This window comes from Pseudomonas sp. FW305-7 (assembly GCF_058786735.1).
On sequence record NZ_JBYSZA010000003.1, the window covers coordinates 290,190 to 308,938 of the forward strand.

At 58.2% G+C, this 18,749-nt stretch carries 17 protein-coding genes and 1 other RNA gene; 11 read left to right on the plus strand and 7 right to left on the minus strand.

Going from position 1 to position 18,749, the window contains the following annotated elements; translation table 11 throughout:
- Window positions 1-148: 148 nt before the first annotated feature.
- The gene (dnaK, locus tag AC3WMT_RS06610) at window positions 149-2,065 is read right to left on the minus strand and encodes a molecular chaperone DnaK (RefSeq protein ID WP_103303212.1); all 1,917 of its coding nucleotides are present in this window, start codon (window positions 2,063-2,065) and stop codon (window positions 149-151) included.
- 102 nt (window positions 2,066-2,167) lie between these two features.
- Window positions 2,168-2,734, minus strand: a complete 567-nt coding sequence (grpE, locus tag AC3WMT_RS06615; RefSeq protein ID WP_103303213.1) for a nucleotide exchange factor GrpE — start codon at window positions 2,732-2,734, stop codon at window positions 2,168-2,170.
- Between the two features lie 240 nt (window positions 2,735-2,974).
- Here grpE and recN point away from each other — a divergent pair, with 240 nt between their 5' ends.
- The gene (recN, locus tag AC3WMT_RS06620) at window positions 2,975-4,648 is read left to right on the plus strand and encodes a DNA repair protein RecN (protein WP_103303214.1); all 1,674 of its coding nucleotides are present in this window, start codon (window positions 2,975-2,977) and stop codon (window positions 4,646-4,648) included.
- Window positions 4,649-4,723: 75 nt separating this feature from the next.
- On the opposite strand, the gene fur is transcribed toward recN, so the two are convergent.
- Window positions 4,724-5,128 carry a ferric iron uptake transcriptional regulator gene (gene fur / locus AC3WMT_RS06625; RefSeq protein ID WP_103303215.1) on the minus strand — a complete coding sequence of 135 codons (405 nt, stop codon included), beginning with the start codon at window positions 5,126-5,128 and terminating at the stop codon, window positions 4,724-4,726.
- 97 nt (window positions 5,129-5,225) lie between these two features.
- On the opposite strand from fur, the gene AC3WMT_RS06630 reads away from it, so the two are divergent.
- Window positions 5,226-5,753, plus strand: coding sequence for an outer membrane protein assembly factor BamE (locus tag AC3WMT_RS06630; protein WP_016986508.1), 528 nt, complete (start codon window positions 5,226-5,228; stop codon window positions 5,751-5,753).
- A gap of 61 nt (window positions 5,754-5,814) precedes the next feature.
- On the opposite strand, the gene AC3WMT_RS06635 is transcribed toward AC3WMT_RS06630, so the two are convergent.
- The 3 genes from AC3WMT_RS06635 to AC3WMT_RS06645 are packed head-to-tail and all read right to left on the minus strand — an operon-like array spanning window position 5,815 to window position 7,967.
- Window positions 5,815-6,129 carry an RnfH family protein gene (locus AC3WMT_RS06635; RefSeq protein WP_103303216.1) on the minus strand — a complete coding sequence of 105 codons (315 nt, stop codon included), beginning with the start codon at window positions 6,127-6,129 and terminating at the stop codon, window positions 5,815-5,817.
- Window positions 6,122-6,556, minus strand: coding sequence for a type II toxin-antitoxin system RatA family toxin (locus AC3WMT_RS06640; protein WP_003221509.1), 435 nt, complete (start codon window positions 6,554-6,556; stop codon window positions 6,122-6,124). Before AC3WMT_RS06640 ends, AC3WMT_RS06635 begins: the two co-directional genes overlap by 8 nt.
- A 7-nt stretch (window positions 6,557-6,563) precedes the next feature.
- Window positions 6,564-7,967, minus strand: a complete 1,404-nt coding sequence (locus tag AC3WMT_RS06645; RefSeq protein ID WP_103303217.1) for a sodium-dependent transporter — start codon at window positions 7,965-7,967, stop codon at window positions 6,564-6,566.
- A gap of 119 nt (window positions 7,968-8,086) precedes the next feature.
- On the opposite strand from AC3WMT_RS06645, the gene smpB reads away from it, so the two are divergent.
- Window positions 8,087-8,569: an SsrA-binding protein SmpB gene (gene smpB / locus AC3WMT_RS06650; RefSeq protein WP_007915208.1), complete on the plus strand. Its 483-nt coding sequence runs from the start codon at window positions 8,087-8,089 to the stop codon at window positions 8,567-8,569.
- A 150-nt stretch (window positions 8,570-8,719) separates the two neighbouring features.
- On the opposite strand, the gene AC3WMT_RS06655 is transcribed toward smpB, so the two are convergent.
- Window positions 8,720-9,487 (minus strand): FCD domain-containing protein, encoded by a 768-nt coding sequence (locus AC3WMT_RS06655; protein ID WP_103303218.1) that lies wholly within the window; start codon window positions 9,485-9,487, stop codon window positions 8,720-8,722.
- Window positions 9,488-9,748: 261 nt separating this feature from the next.
- Between AC3WMT_RS06655 and AC3WMT_RS06660 the strand changes: the two genes are divergently transcribed.
- The 8 genes from AC3WMT_RS06660 to ssrA all read left to right on the plus strand — a co-directional run bounded on the left by AC3WMT_RS06660 (window position 9,749) and on the right by ssrA (window position 18,735).
- Window positions 9,749-11,443 (plus strand): lactate permease LctP family transporter, encoded by a 1,695-nt coding sequence (locus AC3WMT_RS06660; protein ID WP_103303219.1) that lies wholly within the window; start codon window positions 9,749-9,751, stop codon window positions 11,441-11,443.
- A gap of 160 nt (window positions 11,444-11,603) precedes the next feature.
- Window positions 11,604-12,428 carry a (Fe-S)-binding protein gene (locus tag AC3WMT_RS06665; RefSeq protein WP_103303220.1) on the plus strand — a complete coding sequence of 275 codons (825 nt, stop codon included), beginning with the start codon at window positions 11,604-11,606 and terminating at the stop codon, window positions 12,426-12,428.
- The gene (locus AC3WMT_RS06670; RefSeq protein ID WP_103303221.1) at window positions 12,425-13,882 is read left to right on the plus strand and encodes a LutB/LldF family L-lactate oxidation iron-sulfur protein; all 1,458 of its coding nucleotides are present in this window, start codon (window positions 12,425-12,427) and stop codon (window positions 13,880-13,882) included. Before AC3WMT_RS06665 ends, AC3WMT_RS06670 begins: the two co-directional genes overlap by 4 nt.
- Window positions 13,879-14,550, plus strand: a complete 672-nt coding sequence (locus tag AC3WMT_RS06675) for a LutC/YkgG family protein (protein WP_103303222.1) — start codon at window positions 13,879-13,881, stop codon at window positions 14,548-14,550. Before AC3WMT_RS06670 ends, AC3WMT_RS06675 begins: the two co-directional genes overlap by 4 nt.
- Window positions 14,547-17,357 (plus strand): FAD-binding and (Fe-S)-binding domain-containing protein, encoded by a 2,811-nt coding sequence (locus AC3WMT_RS06680; protein ID WP_103303223.1) that lies wholly within the window; start codon window positions 14,547-14,549, stop codon window positions 17,355-17,357. The genes AC3WMT_RS06675 and AC3WMT_RS06680 overlap by 4 nt, the downstream gene beginning before the upstream one ends.
- Before the next feature lie 130 nt (window positions 17,358-17,487).
- A complete protein-coding gene (locus AC3WMT_RS06685; protein WP_103303224.1) occupies window positions 17,488-17,769 on the plus strand; it encodes a PA2433 domain-containing protein in 282 nt (93 codons plus the stop codon).
- 204 nt (window positions 17,770-17,973) lie between these two features.
- A complete protein-coding gene (locus AC3WMT_RS06690; protein WP_103303225.1) occupies window positions 17,974-18,249 on the plus strand; it encodes a PA2433 domain-containing protein in 276 nt (91 codons plus the stop codon).
- A gap of 97 nt (window positions 18,250-18,346) precedes the next feature.
- Window positions 18,347-18,735: a transfer-messenger RNA gene (gene ssrA / locus AC3WMT_RS06695) on the plus strand.
- Window positions 18,736-18,749 lie beyond the last annotated feature (14 nt).

The following is an 18,749-nucleotide window of genomic DNA, read 5'->3' on the forward strand; positions in this document are numbered from 1 at the left end:
GCATTCCCGGCCATACCGCCAACACGCGAGGCTTGTCGCATGCTGTAAAAATTCGCGTATTCCAGATACGCCAACGCGGGAGCTAGCTCCCGCGCGGCGACATCCTACCAGTCACTGCCTGAAGACAGTCAACCGGCCGACCAACAACTTACTTGTGGTCTTTTACTTCTTCGAACTCTGCATCGACAACGTCGTCAGCCTTCTCAGCCGATTCGCCTTGCGGGGCTGCGCCATCAGCTGGCTGAGCCTGTTCGGCGTACATCTTCTGAGCAACCGGAGCGGAGACTTTCGACAGCTCTTCAACCTTCGCTTCGATGGCAGCCTTGTCGTCGCCTTTAACGGCAGCTTCCAGAGCAACCACAGCCGCTTCGATCGCAGTCTTCTCTTCGGCGGTGACTTTGTCGCCCGCGTCAGCAATCATCTTGCGAGTCGAGTGAACCAGTGCATCGCCCTGGTTACGGGCAGCGGCCAGCTCTTCGAACTTGCGGTCTTCCTCAGCGTTGGCTTCGGCGTCACGCACCATGCGCTCGATTTCTTCGTCGGACAGACCGGAGTTGGCCTTGATCACGATCGACTGAGTCTTGCCGGTAGCCTTGTCTTTCGCACCAACGTGCAGAATGCCGTTGGCGTCGATGTCGAAGGTCACTTCGATCTGCGGCACGCCACGTGGCGCAGGTGGAATGTCGGCCAGGTCGAACTTGCCCAGGGACTTGTTCTGTGCGGCTTGCTTACGCTCACCCTGCAGGACGTGAATGGTCACGGCGCCCTGGTTGTCGTCGGCAGTCGAGAACACTTGCGATTTCTTGGTAGGAATCGTGGTGTTTTTCTCGATCAGCGCAGTCATCACGCCACCCATGGTTTCGATACCCAGGGTCAGCGGGCTGACGTCGAGCAACAGAACGTCTTTCACGTCACCAGCCAGAACAGCGCCCTGAATCGCGGCACCCATGGCAACCGCTTCGTCCGGGTTAACGTCTTTACGAGCTTCTTTACCGAAGAAATCAGTAACCAGCTTCTGTACCAGCGGCATACGAGTCTGACCACCGACCAGAATCACGTCGTTGATCGCGCCAACGTCCAGACCTGCGTCTTTCATGGCGATGCGGCAAGGTTCGATGGTGCGCTGAACCAGGTCTTCAACCAGTGCTTCGAGCTTGGCACGCGAAATCTTCACGTTCAGGTGCTTAGGACCGGTCGCATCTGCAGTGATGTACGGCAGGTTGACGTCGGTCGACTGAGCGGACGACAGCTCGATCTTGGCTTTCTCAGCGGCTTCTTTCAGGCGCTGCATGGCCAGCGGGTCACCTTTGAGGTTCATGCCGCTTTCTTTCTTGAATTCGTCAACGAGGTAGTCGATCAGACGAATGTCGAAGTCTTCACCACCGAGGAACGTGTCACCGTTGGTGGCCAGTACTTCGAACTGGTGCTCGCCATCAACTTCAGCGATCTCGATCACGGAAACGTCGAAAGTACCGCCACCCAGGTCATAAACGATCACGGTGTGATCGCCCTTGGCCTTGTCCATACCGTAAGCCAGAGCGGCTGCGGTTGGTTCGTTGATGATACGTTTTACGTCCAGACCGGCGATGCGGCCGGCGTCTTTGGTCGCCTGACGCTGGCTGTCGTTAAAGTAGGCCGGAACGGTGATCACCGCTTCGGTCACTGGCTCGCCGAGGTAGTCTTCGGCGGTCTTCTTCATTTTCTTCAGAATTTCAGCCGAGATTTGTGGCGGCGCCATTTTTTGGCCGTTCACTTCAACCCAGGCGTCGTTGTTGTCAGCCTTGACGATCTTGTAAGGGACCATCTGGATGTCTTTCTGCACAACTTCTTCGTCGAAACGACGACCGATCAGACGCTTTACTGCGTACAGAGTGTTGTGCGGGTTGGTCACTGCCTGACGCTTGGCCGACTGACCTACCAGAATTTCGCCATCGTTGGCGTAAGCGATGATCGACGGCGTAGTACGCGCGCCTTCAGCGTTTTCAATAACTTTGGCCTTGCCGTTTTCCAGCACGGAGACGCAGGAGTTGGTAGTCCCCAGGTCGATACCGATAATTTTGCCCATGTTCACTCTCCCGAAACTTTGGATTTGGATGCCGCAGCAGTGGTGGCTGACTGCGGTAGCACTTAAACGCTTGACTTCTAAATGGGGGCCTTGCGGCTAATTTCAAGCCTTCTCGTCAATCGAAGGCGAAATTGGCGCCGGCGCCTTGCTGACTACAACCATGGCCGGACGCAACAGGCGACCGTTGAGCTGGTAGCCCTTCTGGAACACCTTCAAAACGCTGTTCGGTTCCACGTCGGCGCTTTCCTGCATGGCCATTGCCTGATGCTGAACGGCGTTGAACGGTTCGCCATGCGGATCGATCGCTTCAAGCTGATAACGCTTGAGGGTGTCGTGGAACATTTTCAGGGTCAGCTCGATGCCTTCACGCATCGGACGGATGCTTTCGTCGTCCGGATTCGACAGCTCGAGGCCGCGCTCCAGGCTGTCGACGATCGGCAACAGGTCGCCGGCGAATTTTTCCAGAGCAAACTTGTGTGCCTTTTCGACGTCCTGCTCGGCACGACGACGGACGTTCTGCAGATCGGCAGCGACACGCAGAGACTGATCCTGCGCGGCGGCCAATTGCTCTTCGAGCACTTGTACACGGGTCGCCAGGTCGTCACCCGAACCCTCGGGCGCCTGATTGGCTTCTGGGTTTTGCTTATCTACTGTCTGTTCGTCAGCCATAGAATTCTCCTTTCAATATCGTCCGCGAGTTCGACTCGCGCTTCTGCCCCGATATATGGGGCCGCAAAATCAGGCTTCAAGGGCTTTCAAGCATTAACCCTACAAAAAAGTGCCGCTTTCTCATGCCTCGATGCACTAAGAAGATTTTCTGTTCAAGCAAATCGAGCTAAGCGAGGGCATTGTCAGCCCGAAACAAAACACTGTATAAATAACCAGACCTAAAGCCTGGGAGCGGCCTTTATGCTGGTGCACCTGTCCGTACACAACTACGCCATCGTTGAACATCTCGATCTCGAACTTGATCGCGGGATGAGCGTGATCACAGGGGAAACCGGCGCTGGCAAGTCGATCATGCTCGACGCACTGGGCCTGACCCTCGGTGATCGCGCCGACAGCGGCGTAGTCCGCCCGGGCGCCGACAAGGCCGATATTCTGGCGACCTTCGACCTGAGTGACATTCCCGAAGCCAGCGCCTGGCTGGCCGAACGCGATCTGGACATCGACGGCCCCTGCATCCTGCGCCGGGTGATCACCTCGGAGGGCCGTTCGCGTGGCTACATCAATGGCACGCCCTGCCCGCTTGGCGATCTCAAGGCCCTCGGCGAATTGCTGATAGATATCCATAGCCAGCACGAACACCAATCCCTACTGAAAACCGACACCCATCGTCGCCTGCTCGACGAATATGCCGGCGCCACCGATCTGGCCCGTCAGGTTCAGCTCGCCGCACAGCGCTGGCGCCAGACTCGCCAGGAACTGGAGCGCCTCTCCAACTCCGGTGATGAACAACGCGCCCGCCATCAACTGCTCAGCTACCAGCTCGAAGAGCTTGAAAATCTGGGTCTTGGGGATAACGAGCTCGAACAACTGGAGCAGGAACACAAGAATCTGACCAATGCCGAAACCTTGCTTGGCATCTGCCGACAGGTGGTCGAACAGTGCAGCGAAAGTGATTCCGGCAATGTGCTGAACGCATTGACCGCCAGCCTCAATCGCCTGTCGAGTGTGAACAACTCCGTTGGCGCCCTGGGCGAAGCCAGCAGCCTGCTGACCAGCGCACAGATTCAGGTCGAAGAAGCTGTCGGTGAGCTCAATCGCTTCCTCGACAACTTCGATGCCGACCCGGCCCGCCTGCAATATCTGGAAGAACGTCTCGACGCTATCTATACCTTGGCGCGCAAGCACCGGATTCAACCCAACGAAGTCGGCGAAATGCAGCAGAAGTTGCTGGATGAGATCGAAACCCTCAACGCCAATGACGAATCCATCGAGCGCCTGGGCGAAGAACTGGCCTCTTATGCACGCCACTATCAGGAAAAGGCCCGGGAGCTGAGCGACTTGCGTCATCAGGCTGCCGGGAGCCTCGCCAGTGCGGTGGAGCAGGAGATTCAGCGACTGGGCATGCCTGGCGGTCGATTTACCATCGAGTTGCGAGCCAACAGCAGCGACGAACTCCTGCCTAACGGACTTGAACAGGTCGAATTGCTGGTCAGTGCCAACCCCGGCCAACCGCTGAAGGCGCTGGCGAAAGTCGCATCCGGCGGTGAGCTGTCACGAATCAGCCTGGCGATCCAGGTCATCACTGCGCAGACATCCCGTGTCCCGACACTGGTGTTCGACGAAGTCGATGTGGGCATTGGTGGCCCGACAGCGGAGATTGTCGGTCAACTGTTGCGTCGCCTCGGCGAGCGCGGACAGGTTCTGACGGTTACGCACCTGCCACAAGTAGCGGCACAGGGTCACCAGCATCTGTTTGTGCATAAGGTGCGTGGAGAAGAGGCAACGCACACAGCCGTCTCCAAATTGAGCAAGAACGACCGTATAGAAGAAGTAGCGCGGATGCTCGGCGGCATCGATTTGACCAAGGAGTCCCTGGCCCACGCGAAAAAAATGGTGGTTACCGCGAAAGTTTAAGAACGGCAGAAAGCACGAAGGCGACCCTTGGGTCGCCTTCGCTCGTTTCGCGAACCTGAAATTCGCGCGACATGCTTACTTTTTCTTGCGGACGTACAGCACCAGGTTGTGATCAACCATCTCGAAGCCATGCTTCTCGACGATCGCTTTCTGAAGTTTTTCGATTTCCTCGTCGAAGAATTCGATGACTTCGCCTGAGTCCACGTTGACCATATGGTCGTGGTGGCCACCGTCGGCCAATTCGAATACCGCGTGGCCGCCGTCGAAATTGTGACGGACCACGAGGCCAGCTGCTTCGAACTGGGTCAGAACACGGTAAACCGTGGCCAGACCGACGTCCTCGCCCGCTTCCATCAACGCCTTGTAGACGTCCTCGGCACTCATGTGACGCTGCTCGGTAGAGTCGAGCATTTGCAGGATCTTGACCCGTGGCAGGGTCACTTTGAGGCCGGCTTTGCGTAGTTCGCTATTTTCAACCATGGTCAGCTTTCTCGCGATGCTGCTTCGCAGCTTCTCTTAATGCGGGTATGATCGGCGTTTACGTTGTCCCAGCCAAGATAGTGGAAGTCGCCCACCGATGCAAAACACCAAGCTCTTGCTAACCAGTTTCACCTTTGTGGGACTGCTCGCACTCGCCGGTTGTTCATTCCCCGGGGTTTACAAAATCGACATCCAGCAGGGCAATGTCGTCACGCAGGACATGATAGACCAGTTACGCCCGGGAATGACCCGGCCGCAAGTACGGTTTATCATGGGCAACCCTCTGCTTGCCGACACGTTCCATGCCGATCGCTGGGATTATCTGTACAGCCTGCAACCGGGTGGCGGTGAACGCCAACAGGAACGCATCAGCGTTATTTTCAACTCAAACGACCAGCTTGTCAGCCTGTCCGGTGACTTCATGCCGGGCGTAAGCCGTGACGAAGCCATTCTCGGCAAGGACAGTGGCACTACCGTGACCGCTCCTGCTGAAAACGCCGAGAAGCCAAAACCGGAAAAACCGGTCAAGCCAGGTTCCTTGCTGGATCAGATCCAGAAGGACGTCGATGGTGTGGAAACCGTTCCGGTTCCGACACCAGAGCCGCTGGATACCTCGCCGCAATAATTTGCGACGCAATAAAAAACCCGGAGATTCCGGGTTTTTTATTGCCTGCAATTCAGCTTGATTACTGCTCTCGAGCTTTCGCCGCCGCAGCCTTGGCGGCACGCAAGCGCCGCACTTCCTTGGGATCGGCGAGCAGCGGGCGATAAATTTCGATGCGATCCCCCGCTTGAATCAGACGAACCTGAGGATCGGCAATCACTTTGCCAAAGATACCCACCGGGCACTCCGTCAGATCAAGCTCCGGGAACTCGTCGCCAATCCCAGACTTGAGCAACGCCTCCCGTACGGTAATCCCTTCGGGAACACTGACCGCGCGCAAGACCTGACGATCCACGGCCGCATACACGACCTCTATCCCGATCACCGACTCAACCATGCATCTGCTTGGCGCGCTGGCAGAATGCATCCACCAGCGTGTTCGCTGCCTGATTGAACAACGGTCCCAGCGTAGCTCGCACCAGCGGGCCCGCGTAATCGAAGGACAGATCCAGACTGATCTTGCACGCCTTCTCGTTCAACGCCTTGAACACCCAGACACCGTGCAACTGATTGAAAGGCCCTTCTTCAAGGTTCATCTCGATCGACTGCCCCGGCACCAGCGTATTGCGTGTCACGAAATGCTGACTGAGCCCGCCCTTGGCCACGCCAACACTGGCACGCATATGCTCGGGCGAACTTTCCAGCACTTCAGCAGACGAGCACCACGGCAAGAACTCCGGGTACCGCGCCACGTCGTTGACCAGGTCATAAAGGAACTGCGCCGGATAAGGCAGCAGGGCAGATCGTTGAATATGTGTCGTCATGTGAGCGTTACTTCCAGAACTGAGCGGCAAACACTACAACAATGCCGATGGGCGCCACGTAGCGCATCAAAAACAAGGACAGGGCAAACAATGCCGGGTGACGGATAGACAACTCGTCACGTACCGCTTCACGCCCCATCACCCAACCGGCGAACAGCACGAAGCACAATCCGCCGAGTGGCAACATGATTCGCGAGGTGAAGAAGTCGATCACGCCGAAGAAATCCAGACCGCCCGCTGCCCCCCATTGGTAGAGATGGAACATCCCGCCTTCGTTCACGAAAAATTTGGCTTCCTTCCAGATATTGAAGGAAAACACCGTGCCCAGACCGACGAACCAGCAAATGAATGCCAACCAGAAAGTCACCCAGGCACGGCTGACTTTCGTGCGTTCAACCAGATAGGCAACCATCGGCTCCAGCAGAGAAATCGCCGAACTCCAGGCAGCAATCGCCACCAGAACAAAGAACACAACGCCCATCAGTTGGCCAAAAGCCACGTTACCGAAAGCAAATGGCAGACTGACGAACATCAAGCCAGGCCCCTCGCTAGGGTTCAGCCCGCCAGCGAATACAATCGGGAACAAGGCCAGGCCGGCCACCAGCGACACGAAGGTATCAAGCAGCGCTACGCCAACCACCGTGCCGGACAGCGACGTGTTCTTCGGCATGTAAGCACCGTAGATCATGATCGAGCCCACGCCTACGCTCAGCGAGAAAAACGCGTGCCCCATGGCCGGCAACAAGCCGTCGAGGACCTTTTCCGGGTGGAAATCGAACATGAAATGCACGCCCTCCATGAAATGCCCGGTGGTCATGCTGTAACCCAGCAGCACCAGCACCATCACGAACAGTAGCGGCATCATGATGCGCAAACTGCGCTCCAGCCCGGCGACCACACCTTTGGCGATCACCAGCGCCGACAAAAGCATGAAAACTGTGTGCCAAAGTGTCAGACGCCATGGGTCGGCGATGACATTACCGAAATAGGCACCGACTTGATCGGCGCTGGCACCCTGAAAATCACCGCGCCCCATATCGACGATGTAATCCAGCGACCAGCCGCCGACCACGCTATAGAAAGACAGGATCAACAATGCCGTGATCATCCCGGCAAACGCGCCCCAAGACCACTTGGCCGAGTGCCCGGCTTCCAGTGCCAGCACCTTCAAGGCGTTCGCCGGACTCTGCCGAGCGCGCCGGCCGATCAGGGTTTCAGCGAGCATGACCGGGATCCCGATCAGTGCGATGCACGCCAGAAACATCAGCACAAAGGCGCCGCCGCCGTAGACCCCGACCATGTAGGGGAACTTCCAGATACTACCCAGTCCCACGGCCGAACCGGTCGCGGCGAGTATGAATACCCAGCGGCTAGCCCAACTGCCGTGGACAGAAACCTTGTCTGTCGACATCGTTTATCACGCCCAAGCGTTAGAAAAAGAGGCCGCATTGTCCGGGATTCACTCAACCTGCTCAAGCACGCAGCATCACCGTAGCCGACAGCCGTTTATCTCCATATAATGCCGCCCCTATGGCTAAACAGAAGAAACACCCAACAGGGACCATCGCGCAGAACAAAAAGGCGCGACACGATTACTTCATCGAACACAAGTTCGAGGCTGGTCTGGTCCTGGCCGGCTGGGAAGTAAAAAGTCTGCGGGCAAGCAAGCTGCAACTGGTCGACAGTTACGTGCTGCTCAAGGATGGCGAAGCGTGGCTGCTCGGCAGTCACATCACGCCTCTGATGACCGCAAGCACCCACGTCATCGCCGACCCGGTGCGCACGCGCAAATTGCTGCTCAACCGCCGCGAGCTGGAAAAGCTTGCGGCGGCCGTGCAGCAAAAGGGTTACGCCTGCGTATGCCTGTCCTGGTATTGGAGCAAGCACATGGTCAAGTGCGAGATTGCTCTGGGCAAGGGCAAGAAGGAATACGACAAGCGTGACACCGAGCGTGAGCGCGATGCCGGTCGTGAGCTGCAGCGTGCCGTGCGCAACAAGGGCAAGGAAGATTAACTCCCTGCCCTGATGCCGCACCTGTGGCGAGGGAGCTTGCTCCCGCTCGCCTGCGCAGCAGGCGCAATCGGTTCTCGCGAACATTAACAAGCGAGAGCCGCTGCGCGCCTCAGCGACAGCCAGCTCCCTCGCCACAATTAATTTGCCACCTCACATCCCCTTGCGCCGCTCCGCCCGAGCCATCCGCTGAACCTCCTGGCGCACCTCTTCCAGCACTTCCTGCACATACAAAATGTGTCGACTGGAGACTTCCCTTGCCTGCTCTGCACGACCTTCGATAATCGCCAGATACAATTCCCGATGCTGAGTGATCAGCATGTCGCGGGTTTCCGTGCGCTGTTTGTACATCCCGCCGATGTTGGTCACGACGTTGCGCTTGAGCAGATCGAACAGCCCGCGAATGGTGTGCAGCAACACGGCGTTATGACTGGCTTCGGCAATCGCCAGATGAAACTTCGCATCCGCCGCGCCCTCCTCCGCCCGACTGACATCGTCGTGACGCGTGTAGCAATCCTGCAGTTCTTCGAATGCGGCTGTCAGACGCTCGCGATCAACATCGGTAGCGCGCAATGCAGCGTAATAGGCGCACGATGCCTCCAGAGTGTGCCGAAATTCCAGCAAGTCACGCTGCGCCTCGGGATTGCTTTCGAGCAATTGCAGAAGAGGATCGCTAAAGGTCGAACCCAGGCTTTCCACCACATAATTGCCGCCGCCCTGGCGACTGACCAGCAAACCCTTGGCCGCCAGTTTTTGAATCGCCTCACGCAGCGACGGACGTGATACGCCAAATTGCTCGGCCAGCGTGCGCTCCGCTGGCAGCCGCTCACCGGACTTCAGCGTGCCTTCGAGAATCATCCCCTCGAGCCGCTCGACAATGTCGTCAGACAAACGGCGCTGACGTATCTGATCAAACCCCATAACTCATTTCTCCACGATCCCGACCGCTCGCCGGGCTCTCTATTCTGGCCTATCGGCGCGCTGTCGACACCTGCCAGAAAACAATCGCCCGACCAGATCAGATGCGTTCTGCACCGCTCATTCGACAAAAGTTTCAGGGCGACAAATTGACACACCGACATCAAGGCTTTTACCCTAGCCAACAGCGATTGTAAATTGGTATTACCAATTATCCAAGAACGCTGACAGTGCCTGACCAACAACAATTAGGGGCCACCCCATATGCAAACCTGGCAACAGCTCTACAGCCCGCTCGGCAGTCTCGGCGTCTCCGCACTCGCGGCCGTCATCCCCATCGTTTTCTTCTTCCTCGCTTTGGCGGTGTTCCGCCTCAAAGGTCATGTGGCCGGCAGCATCACGCTTGCCTTGTCGATTGCCGTGGCGATCTTCGCGTTCCAGATGCCGGTCGACATGGCGTTCGCCGCAGCCGGGTATGGCTTCGCCTACGGCCTGTGGCCGATTGCGTGGATCATTGTCGCGGCCGTTTTTCTTTACAAACTGACGGTCAAGAGTGGTCAGTTCGAGGTCATTCGCAGTTCGGTACTGTCGATCACTGACGACCAACGCCTGCAAGTGCTGCTGATCGGCTTCTGCTTCGGTGCATTCCTGGAAGGTGCCGCCGGTTTCGGTGCGCCGGTCGCGATTACCGCCGCGCTCCTCGTCGGACTGGGTTTCAACCCGCTGTACGCCGCTGGTCTATGCCTGATCGCCAACACCGCACCAGTCGCGTTCGGTGCGCTGGGTATTCCGATCATCGTGGCCGGCCAAGTGACTGGCATCGATGCATTCAAGATTGGCGCCATGACCGGTCGTCAGCTACCGCTGCTGTCGCTGTTCGTACCGTTCTGGCTGATATTCATGATGGATGGCCTGCGCGGCGTGCGCGAAACCTGGCCCGCTGCACTGGTCGCAGGCCTGAGCTTCGCCGTGACTCAGTACTTCACGTCGAACTTCATCGGCCCGGAACTGCCGGACATCACCTCGGCGCTGGCCAGCCTGATTTCGCTGACATTGTTCCTGAAGATCTGGCAGCCGAAACGCACCGCAGGCGCGCAAATCGCCGGCGCTACATCCAGCGCTGCGATTACCGCCAGCGTCGGCGGTTTCGGCCAGAAGCGCACCACCGTGGCTTCGCCTTACAGCCTCGGGGAAATTTTCAAAGCATGGTCGCCGTTCCTGATTCTCACCGTGCTGGTGACGATCTGGACACTGAAGCCTTTCAAAGCCATGTTCGCCGCTGGCGGCTCGATGTATGCGTGGGTGTTCAACTTCGCGATCCCGCACCTTGATCAACTGGTGATCAAGACTGCGCCGATCGTGGCTGCGCCAACTGCGATCCCGGCCGTATTCAAACTCGACCCGATTTCCGCGACCGGCACAGCGATTTTCTTCTCGGCACTTATTTCGATGCTGGTGCTGAAGATCAATTTCAAAATTGGTCTTACCACTTTGAAAGAGACCTTCTACGAACTGCGCTGGCCAATCCTGTCGATCGGCATGGTGCTGGCCTTCGCTTTTGTCACCAACTACTCCGGCATGTCTTCGACCATGGCATTGGTGTTGGCGGGTACTGGTGCAGCGTTTCCGTTCTTCTCGCCGTTTCTCGGCTGGCTGGGCGTGTTCCTCACCGGTTCCGATACTTCGTCGAACGCGCTGTTCAGTTCTTTGCAAGCGACCACCGCGCACCAGATCGGCGTCAACGACACGCTGCTGGTCGCGGCGAACACCAGCGGCGGCGTAACCGGCAAGATGATCTCGCCACAATCGATCGCCGTGGCCTGCGCCGCGACCGGTCTGGTGGGCAAGGAATCGGATCTGTTCCGCTTCACCCTCAAGCACAGCCTATTCTTTGCAACGATTGTCGGTCTGATCACCCTGGCTCAGGCCTACTGGTTCACCGGCATGCTGGTGCACTAAACCAATAAGAAGCCTACAAGCGACATGGAAAAAACCGACGCCGGTTCGTGATTCCGGCGTCAGCAATTCACACCCGGTCTGTAAGGCTGCTGAAAGCAACGCTCTTTATATTCAGCAGCCTCAGCGGACGGATAACCGGGACCACCCGGAGACACGCCTGATGAGCGAGCTTTATTACAACGCTGTGCCGAACGCGACCCGCGTTGCACCGCCTCTGCCCGAACCTCGGCAATACCCCAGCGAGAAACCGTCGCGGGTCTACCTGTTCGGCACATGCGTGGTCGACCTGTTCTACCCCGAAGCCGGAATGGATGCGATCCACTTGCTGGAGCGCGAAGGCATCAAGGTCGAATACCCGCAAGGGCAAAGCTGCTGCGGACAACCGGCCTACACCTCCGGTTACACCGAGCAGGCACGGACCGTGGCGCGCTCGCAACTGGCGTTGTTCGCCGGGGATTATCCGGTAGTGGTGCCGTCGGGCTCCTGCGCGGGCATGTTGCGCGAACATTACGCCGACTTGTTCAAGGACGAGCCGGAAACGTTGAAACAGGTTCAGGCCCTCGCGGCCCGCACCTATGAGTTGGCCGAGTTTCTGCTGTTCGTCTGCAAGGTGCAGTTCCAGGACAGCGGCGCGCCGGTCAAAGTCGCGCTACACACTTCGTGTTCGGCGCGCCGAGAAATGAACACCCACCTGCACGGTCGCGAGTTGTTGGCGCAGTTGAGCAACGTGGAACGGGTCAACCACGACCACGAAAGCGAATGCTGTGGCTTCGGTGGGACATTCAGCGTCCGTATGCCAGACATTTCCGGCGCGATGGTGGCTGACAAGACCAAAGCGCTGAAGGATTCCGGCGCACACAAGGTATTGAGTGCCGACTGCGGCTGTTTGATGAATATCAACGGCTCGCTGGAAAAACAGCAGGAAGCGCTGCGCGGGCAACATCTAGCGAGCTTCCTCTGGCAGCGAACCGGAGGTGCGAAATGAGCACCTCGACGATTATTCCTACGGTCGCCGTAGAAGAAGATTTCCGCACCCGGGCCCACAACGCCTTGGGCGATGCGCAGTTACGGAACAACTTCCGCACTGCCATGGATTCACTGATGACCAAACGGGCAGCGGCTTTCAGCGATGCCCACGAAAGAGAACATTTGCGTGCCCTGGGCAACTCGATCAGGGCGCGTGCGCTCTCCAAGTTGCCCGACCTGCTCGAGCAACTGGAACAGAACCTGACCCGCAACGGTGTGACAGTGCACTGGGCGGAGACGGTGGACGAGGCCAATGGCATCGTCCTCTCGATCATCCGCGCTCACGAGGCGCGGCAAGTGATCAAGGGCAAATCAATGGTCAGCGAAGAGATGGAGATGAACCATTTCCTCGAGGCTCAAGGTGTTGAATGCCTGGAGTCCGATATGGGGGAATACATCGTCCAGCTCGACCACGAGAAGCCTTCACACATCATTATGCCGGCGATCCACAAGAATGCCGGTCAGGTCGCGTCCTTGTTCCACGACAAACTTGGCGTGGAGTACACCAAGGACGTTGACCAACTCATTCAAATCGGTCGCAGAGTCCTGCGGCAGAAATTCTTCGAAGCGGACATCGGCGTCTCCGGCGTCAACTTCGCCGTAGCCGAAACCGGCACCCTGCTGCTGGTGGAAAACGAAGGCAACGGGCGCATGACCACCACCGTGCCGCCCGTGCATATCGCCGTCACCGGCATCGAAAAAGTCGTCGAGAACCTGCGCGATGTGGTGCCACTACTATCGCTGCTGACCCGCTCGGCGCTGGGCATTCCGATCACCACCTACGTCAACATGATCTCAGGCCCGCGCAAGGAACACGAACTCGACGGCCCGCAGGAAGTGCATCTGGTGCTGCTCGACAACGGTCGCAGCCAGGCCTTTGCCGACAGTGAACTGCGCCAGACCCTCAACTGCATTCGCTGCGGCGCGTGCATGAATCATTGCCCGGTCTACACCCGCGTCGGCGGCCACACCTACGGCGAGGTCTATCCGGGTCCGATCGGCAAAATCATCACGCCGCACATGGTCGGTCTGGCCAAGGTTCCGGATCACCCGAGCGCGTCTTCGCTGTGCGGTGCCTGCGGTGAAGTGTGCCCGGTAAAAATTCCTATCCCGGCGATCCTGCGTCGCCTACGTGAAGAGAACGTCAAAGCACCGGACAGCCCACATCAAGTGATGCGCGGCCAGGGCAGCAAATATTCGCGCAAGGAGCGTTTTATCTGGAACGCCTGGGCCAGGCTCAACAGCTCGCCGACCTTGTATCGATTGTTCGGCTTCTTCGCCACGCGCCTGCGCGCCCTGACGCCAGGCAACATTGGCCCGTGGACGCAGAACCACAGCGCGCCGAAACCCGCCGCCCGCTCGTTGCATGACATGGCCCGCGAGCATCTGGCCAAACAGGGAGACCGCAAATGAGCGCCAAGCAAAATATCCTCGGCAAACTGCGGAAAAGTCTGACCGGCGCCACGCCGATCACCGACGACTTTGATGTCGATCTGGTAACGCAGCCTTACACCTACAGCGCCGAACAACGCATCCCGCAACTGCGCAAACTGATGGAAGCGGTACACACCGAAATCCATCTGACCTCTGATAAAGAATGGCCGGCACTGCTCGCGCAATTGCTGCGTGATCGCCAGCTGCCAAGCCTGTTGATCGCACCGACTACGCGGCACGGTGAAAAAATCACACAGCACTGGGCGAACAATCCTGATCTGCCGACGCTGAAATCCTACGACCGGCCGATGGAAGAATGGAAAGCCGAGCTGTTCAACGACACTCCCGCCAGCCTCACCGGCACCCTCGGCGCTATCGCCGCCACCGGCAGCCTGATTCTGTGGCCAACCCGTGAAGAACCAAGGCTGATGAGTCTGGTGCCGCCTGTGCATTTCGCCCTGCTCAAGGCCAGCGAAATCCGCGACAACTTCTATCAGGTGCAACAGGAATTCGAGTGGGCGCAAGGCATGCCGACCAACGCGCTGCTGGTGTCCGGCCCGTCGAAAACCGCTGACATCGAACAAGTGCTGGCCTACGGCGCCCACGGTCCGAAAGACCTGGTGGTTCTGATTCTGGAGGACCAATGACGTTACCGGCGAATTTCCTGCGCGATGCGCAACAACTGATTCCGGCCGACCGCCGCTTTGACGATCCGTTATCGACGCTGGCGTTCGGCACTGACGCCAGTTTTTATCGGCTGATCCCGAAACTGGTGATCCGCGTCGAGTCCGAGGACGAAGTGGTGGCATTGCTGCAACTGGCCCAACGCGATCAGGTCGCGGTGACCTTCCGCGCCGCCGGGACCAGCCTTTCCGGGCAGGCGATCAGCGATTCGGTGCTGATTGTGCTTGGGGATAACTGGAACGCCCGCGAGATTCGTGATCACGGCATGCAAATCCGCCTGCAGCCGGGCGTCATCGGCGCGCAGGCCAACGCATGGCTAGCCCCGTTCGGCCGCAAGATCGGTCCGGACCCGGCGTCGATCAACGCCTGCAAGATCGGCGGTATCGTCGCCAACAACGCCAGCGGCATGTGCTGCGGCACGGCGCAAAACACCTATCACACGCTGGCCGGGATTCGCCTGGTGCTGGCCGACGGTACGCGCCTCGACACCGAAGACGCCGCCAATGTCGTCGCGTTTCGTGAAAGTCACGGCGAGCTGCTGGAGCGCCTGGCGACGTTGGGCCGCGAGACCCGCGCCAACGCCGAACTGGCTGCGCGAATCCGCCACAAATATCGTCTGAAAAATACCACCGGTCTGTCGCTCAACGCGCTGGTGGATTTCGACGAGCCTGTGGATATCTTGAGCCACTTGCTGGTCGGCTCTGAAGGCACGCTCGGCTTCATCAGCGCGGTAACTTACGACACGGTAATCGACCACCCGAACAAGGCGTCGGCACTGATCGTGTTCCCGGATGTGGAGACCTGCTGCAACGCGGTCACCGTGCTGAAAAGCCAACCGGTGTCCGCCGTAGAGCTGCTGGATCGCCGCAGCTTGCGTTCGGTGCAAGACAAACCGGGCATGCCCACTTTCGTACAACAGTTGTCGAATAATGCCTGCGCGTTGCTCATCGAATCCCGCGCCGCGTCTTCCACTTTGCTGCAGGAACAACTGGCGCAGATCATGGCGTCGCTCAGTGGCTTCCCGGTGGAAAAGCAGGTCGACTTCACCGAAGACCCTGCCGAGAACGCCAAGCTTTGGGCGATCCGCAAGGACACCTTCCCCGCCGTCGGCGCTGTGCGTAAAACCGGCACCACGGTGATCATCGAAGACGTGACCTTTCCGGTCGAGCAACTGGCCATCGGCGTTAACCGCTTGATCGAGTTGTTCGACAAACACTCCTACGACGAAGCGATCCTTTTCGGACACGCGCTGGAAGGCAATCTGCACTTTGTCTTCACCCAAGGCTTCAACAGCGCGGAAGAAGTCGCACGCTATCAAGCGTTCATGGACGATGTGGCGCAGTTGGTGGCAGTGGAATTCGGCGGTTCACTCAAGGCTGAACACGGTACCGGACGCAACATGGCGCCCTTCGTAGAGCTGGAATGGGGCAGCGACGCCTATCAATTGATGTGGCAGCTCAAACGCCTGCTCGACCCGAAAGGCATCCTCAACCCGGACGTGGTGCTCAGCGAAGATCCGCAGATCCACCTCAAGCATCTGAAACCACTGCCGGCAGCCGACGAGATCGTCGACAAATGCATCGAGTGTGGTTTCTGCGAACCGGTCTGCCCGTCGAAAGGCCTGACCCTCAGCCCGCGCCAGCGCATCGTGATCTGGCGTGATATTCAGGCGAAAAAACGCGCCGGCGTCGACACCAGCGAACTGGAAAAAGCCTACGAATACCAAGGCATCGACACCTGCGCCGCGACCGGGTTGTGCGCGCAACGCTGCCCTGTAGGCATCAATACCGGCGACCTGGTGAAAAAGCTCCGTGGCCGACACGCAACGCATCAGAAAACTGCTGACTGGATTGAAGGAAACTTCGCCAAGACCCTGCAAGGCGCGCGCTTCACCCTGCATGTCGCCAATGGCGCACGGATGCTGCTGGGCGCGCCGCGTCTGGCCAGGCTCTCGGCGACGCTGACGCGATTGTCCAAAGGCCAGGTGCCGCTGTGGACCAACGCAATGCCGCAACCGGAAAAAGCCATTCGCTTCAGCCCGAGTGTGTCCGATGAGCGCCCGCGCGTGGTCTATCTGGCGGCGTGCGTATCGCGGGTCATGGGCCCGGCGGCGGGTGACAAGGAGCAGATGTCGCTGTACGACAAAACCCGTGGCCTGCTGGAAAAGGCCGGTTACCAAGTGGTCTTCCCGGACAATCAGGACAACCTCTGCTGCGGTCAGCCCTTCGCCTCCAAAGGCTATGCAGAACAGGCCGAGCACAAGCGTCAGGAGTTGATCAGCGCGCTTCTGCACGCCAGTCGCGGCGGGCTCGATCCGATCTACTGCGACACCAGCCCATGCACCTTGCGCCTGGTGCAGGACGTGGGAGATGTGCGCCTGGACCTGTACGACCCCGTGCGTTTCATTCGTACGCACCTTCTTGATCGACTGGATTTCACCCCACAGGACGCGCCGATTGCGGTGCATGTGACCTGCAGCACTCAGCACCTGGGTGAAAGCCAGGCGCTGATCGATCTGGCGCGCAAGTGCAGCAAAAACGTGGTGATTCCGGAGGGTATTCATTGCTGCGGATTTGCCGGTGACAAGGGCTTTACCACGCCGGAACTGAACAGCCACTCGCTGCGCACACTGAAGGACGCGGTGCAGCATTGCAGCGAAGGGATTTCCACCAGCCGCACGTGCGAAATCGGCCTGACCCAGCATGGCGGGATCGACTATCACGGTCTGGTTTATCTGGTAGATCGGGTGACTCAGGCAAAGGCCTGCTGAAGAAAAACAGAACCCCTGCGCGAGACGGCAGTCCACAGAACAGGCCCCGAACACTCGGGGCTTGTCCTCTTTTCGGTGGCCTGCTGTCACGGTCGGCGAAGTGTGGACTCCTCGGTGCAAGGAGATACTCATGAAGCGTTCTGTACTGTTAGGTCTTTTCGTTACGGCCTCGATAATGGCCTCTTCTTCCTTCGCCGCTGACAAGCCAGAGAGCTTGTGCGAGGCGAATTTGCAGACAATCGACAACGCCAAGGCGCAGTACCAGACGTCGCCGGATCTGAATTCGCGCGTCTCGGCCAGTGTGAGCAAAGCCCGGGCCTTGAAAGCCCAAGGCAAGATCGACGAATGTCTGGCGGAAACCCAGCAAATCATTCTGGAAATCCAGAAAACCACCGGCAACACCAACAAATAATCCAGGAGCCGACTAGTCTTTGAGTCGGCCTGACCGGTTTGGGGTGATGATTCGTGCGTTTCATACCCGCTGTAAAAAAAACCGAATTCCTGTGTGTCGTCGCGGTCGATTGATCAGGCCCGATACGAACGCGGCCTGTTACGACCTCGGCATCGCCGCCAGATCGTCCGGCAGCACCGAGACCAACCGTTCAAGGAGATACCCATGAAGCATTCTGCAATTGCTGGATTGTTCATCGCTGGTGCCCTGCTGACGTCGCCGGTGTTTGCGGCAGACAAAGACCTTTGTGCCGGGAATCTTCAAACCATCAAGGACTTCGTCACCAGCCAGCCGTCCATTCCTGAAACGTCCATGAACAATGTCAAGGAAGCTCAGGAAAAAGCCGAAGCGGCTCAAGCGGCCGGTAATGACAAGGATTGCGTAGAGGTCACTTCAGCACTGATCACCAAAATGCAGATTCGCAATCCGACGCGCAACTGAAACACCACAAGGCCAACCTTCGGGTTGGCCTTCCCACGTCGTTTGGCGTACACTGCGCAGGCTTGTTGCTCATCAAGATGTACAGAGCAATGAGTTCGGGGCCGTTTAGGATTCGACGCCGGTTGCGAAACTTTAGGTGCATGCCGACTTGGTAACAGAAGTCGTAAACCCACTGTTGCAACTACTTATAGTTGCCAATGACGACCAATACGGTGTTGCTCTCGCTGCTTAATTGCAGCTGACAATGCTCCTGGTACCTTCGGGTCCAGCAATCATCAGGGGATGTCTGTAAACCCAAAATGATTGTCATATAGAACAGAATCGCCGTGCAGTACGTTGTGGACGAAGCGGCTAAAACTTACACAACTCGCCCAAAGCACCCTGCCCGTCGGGTCGCTGAGGGTTAACTTAATAGACACGGCTACGCATGTAGTACCGACAGCGGAGTACTGGCGGACGGGGGTTCAAATCCCCCCGGCTCCACCAAATAGCAATCTAGA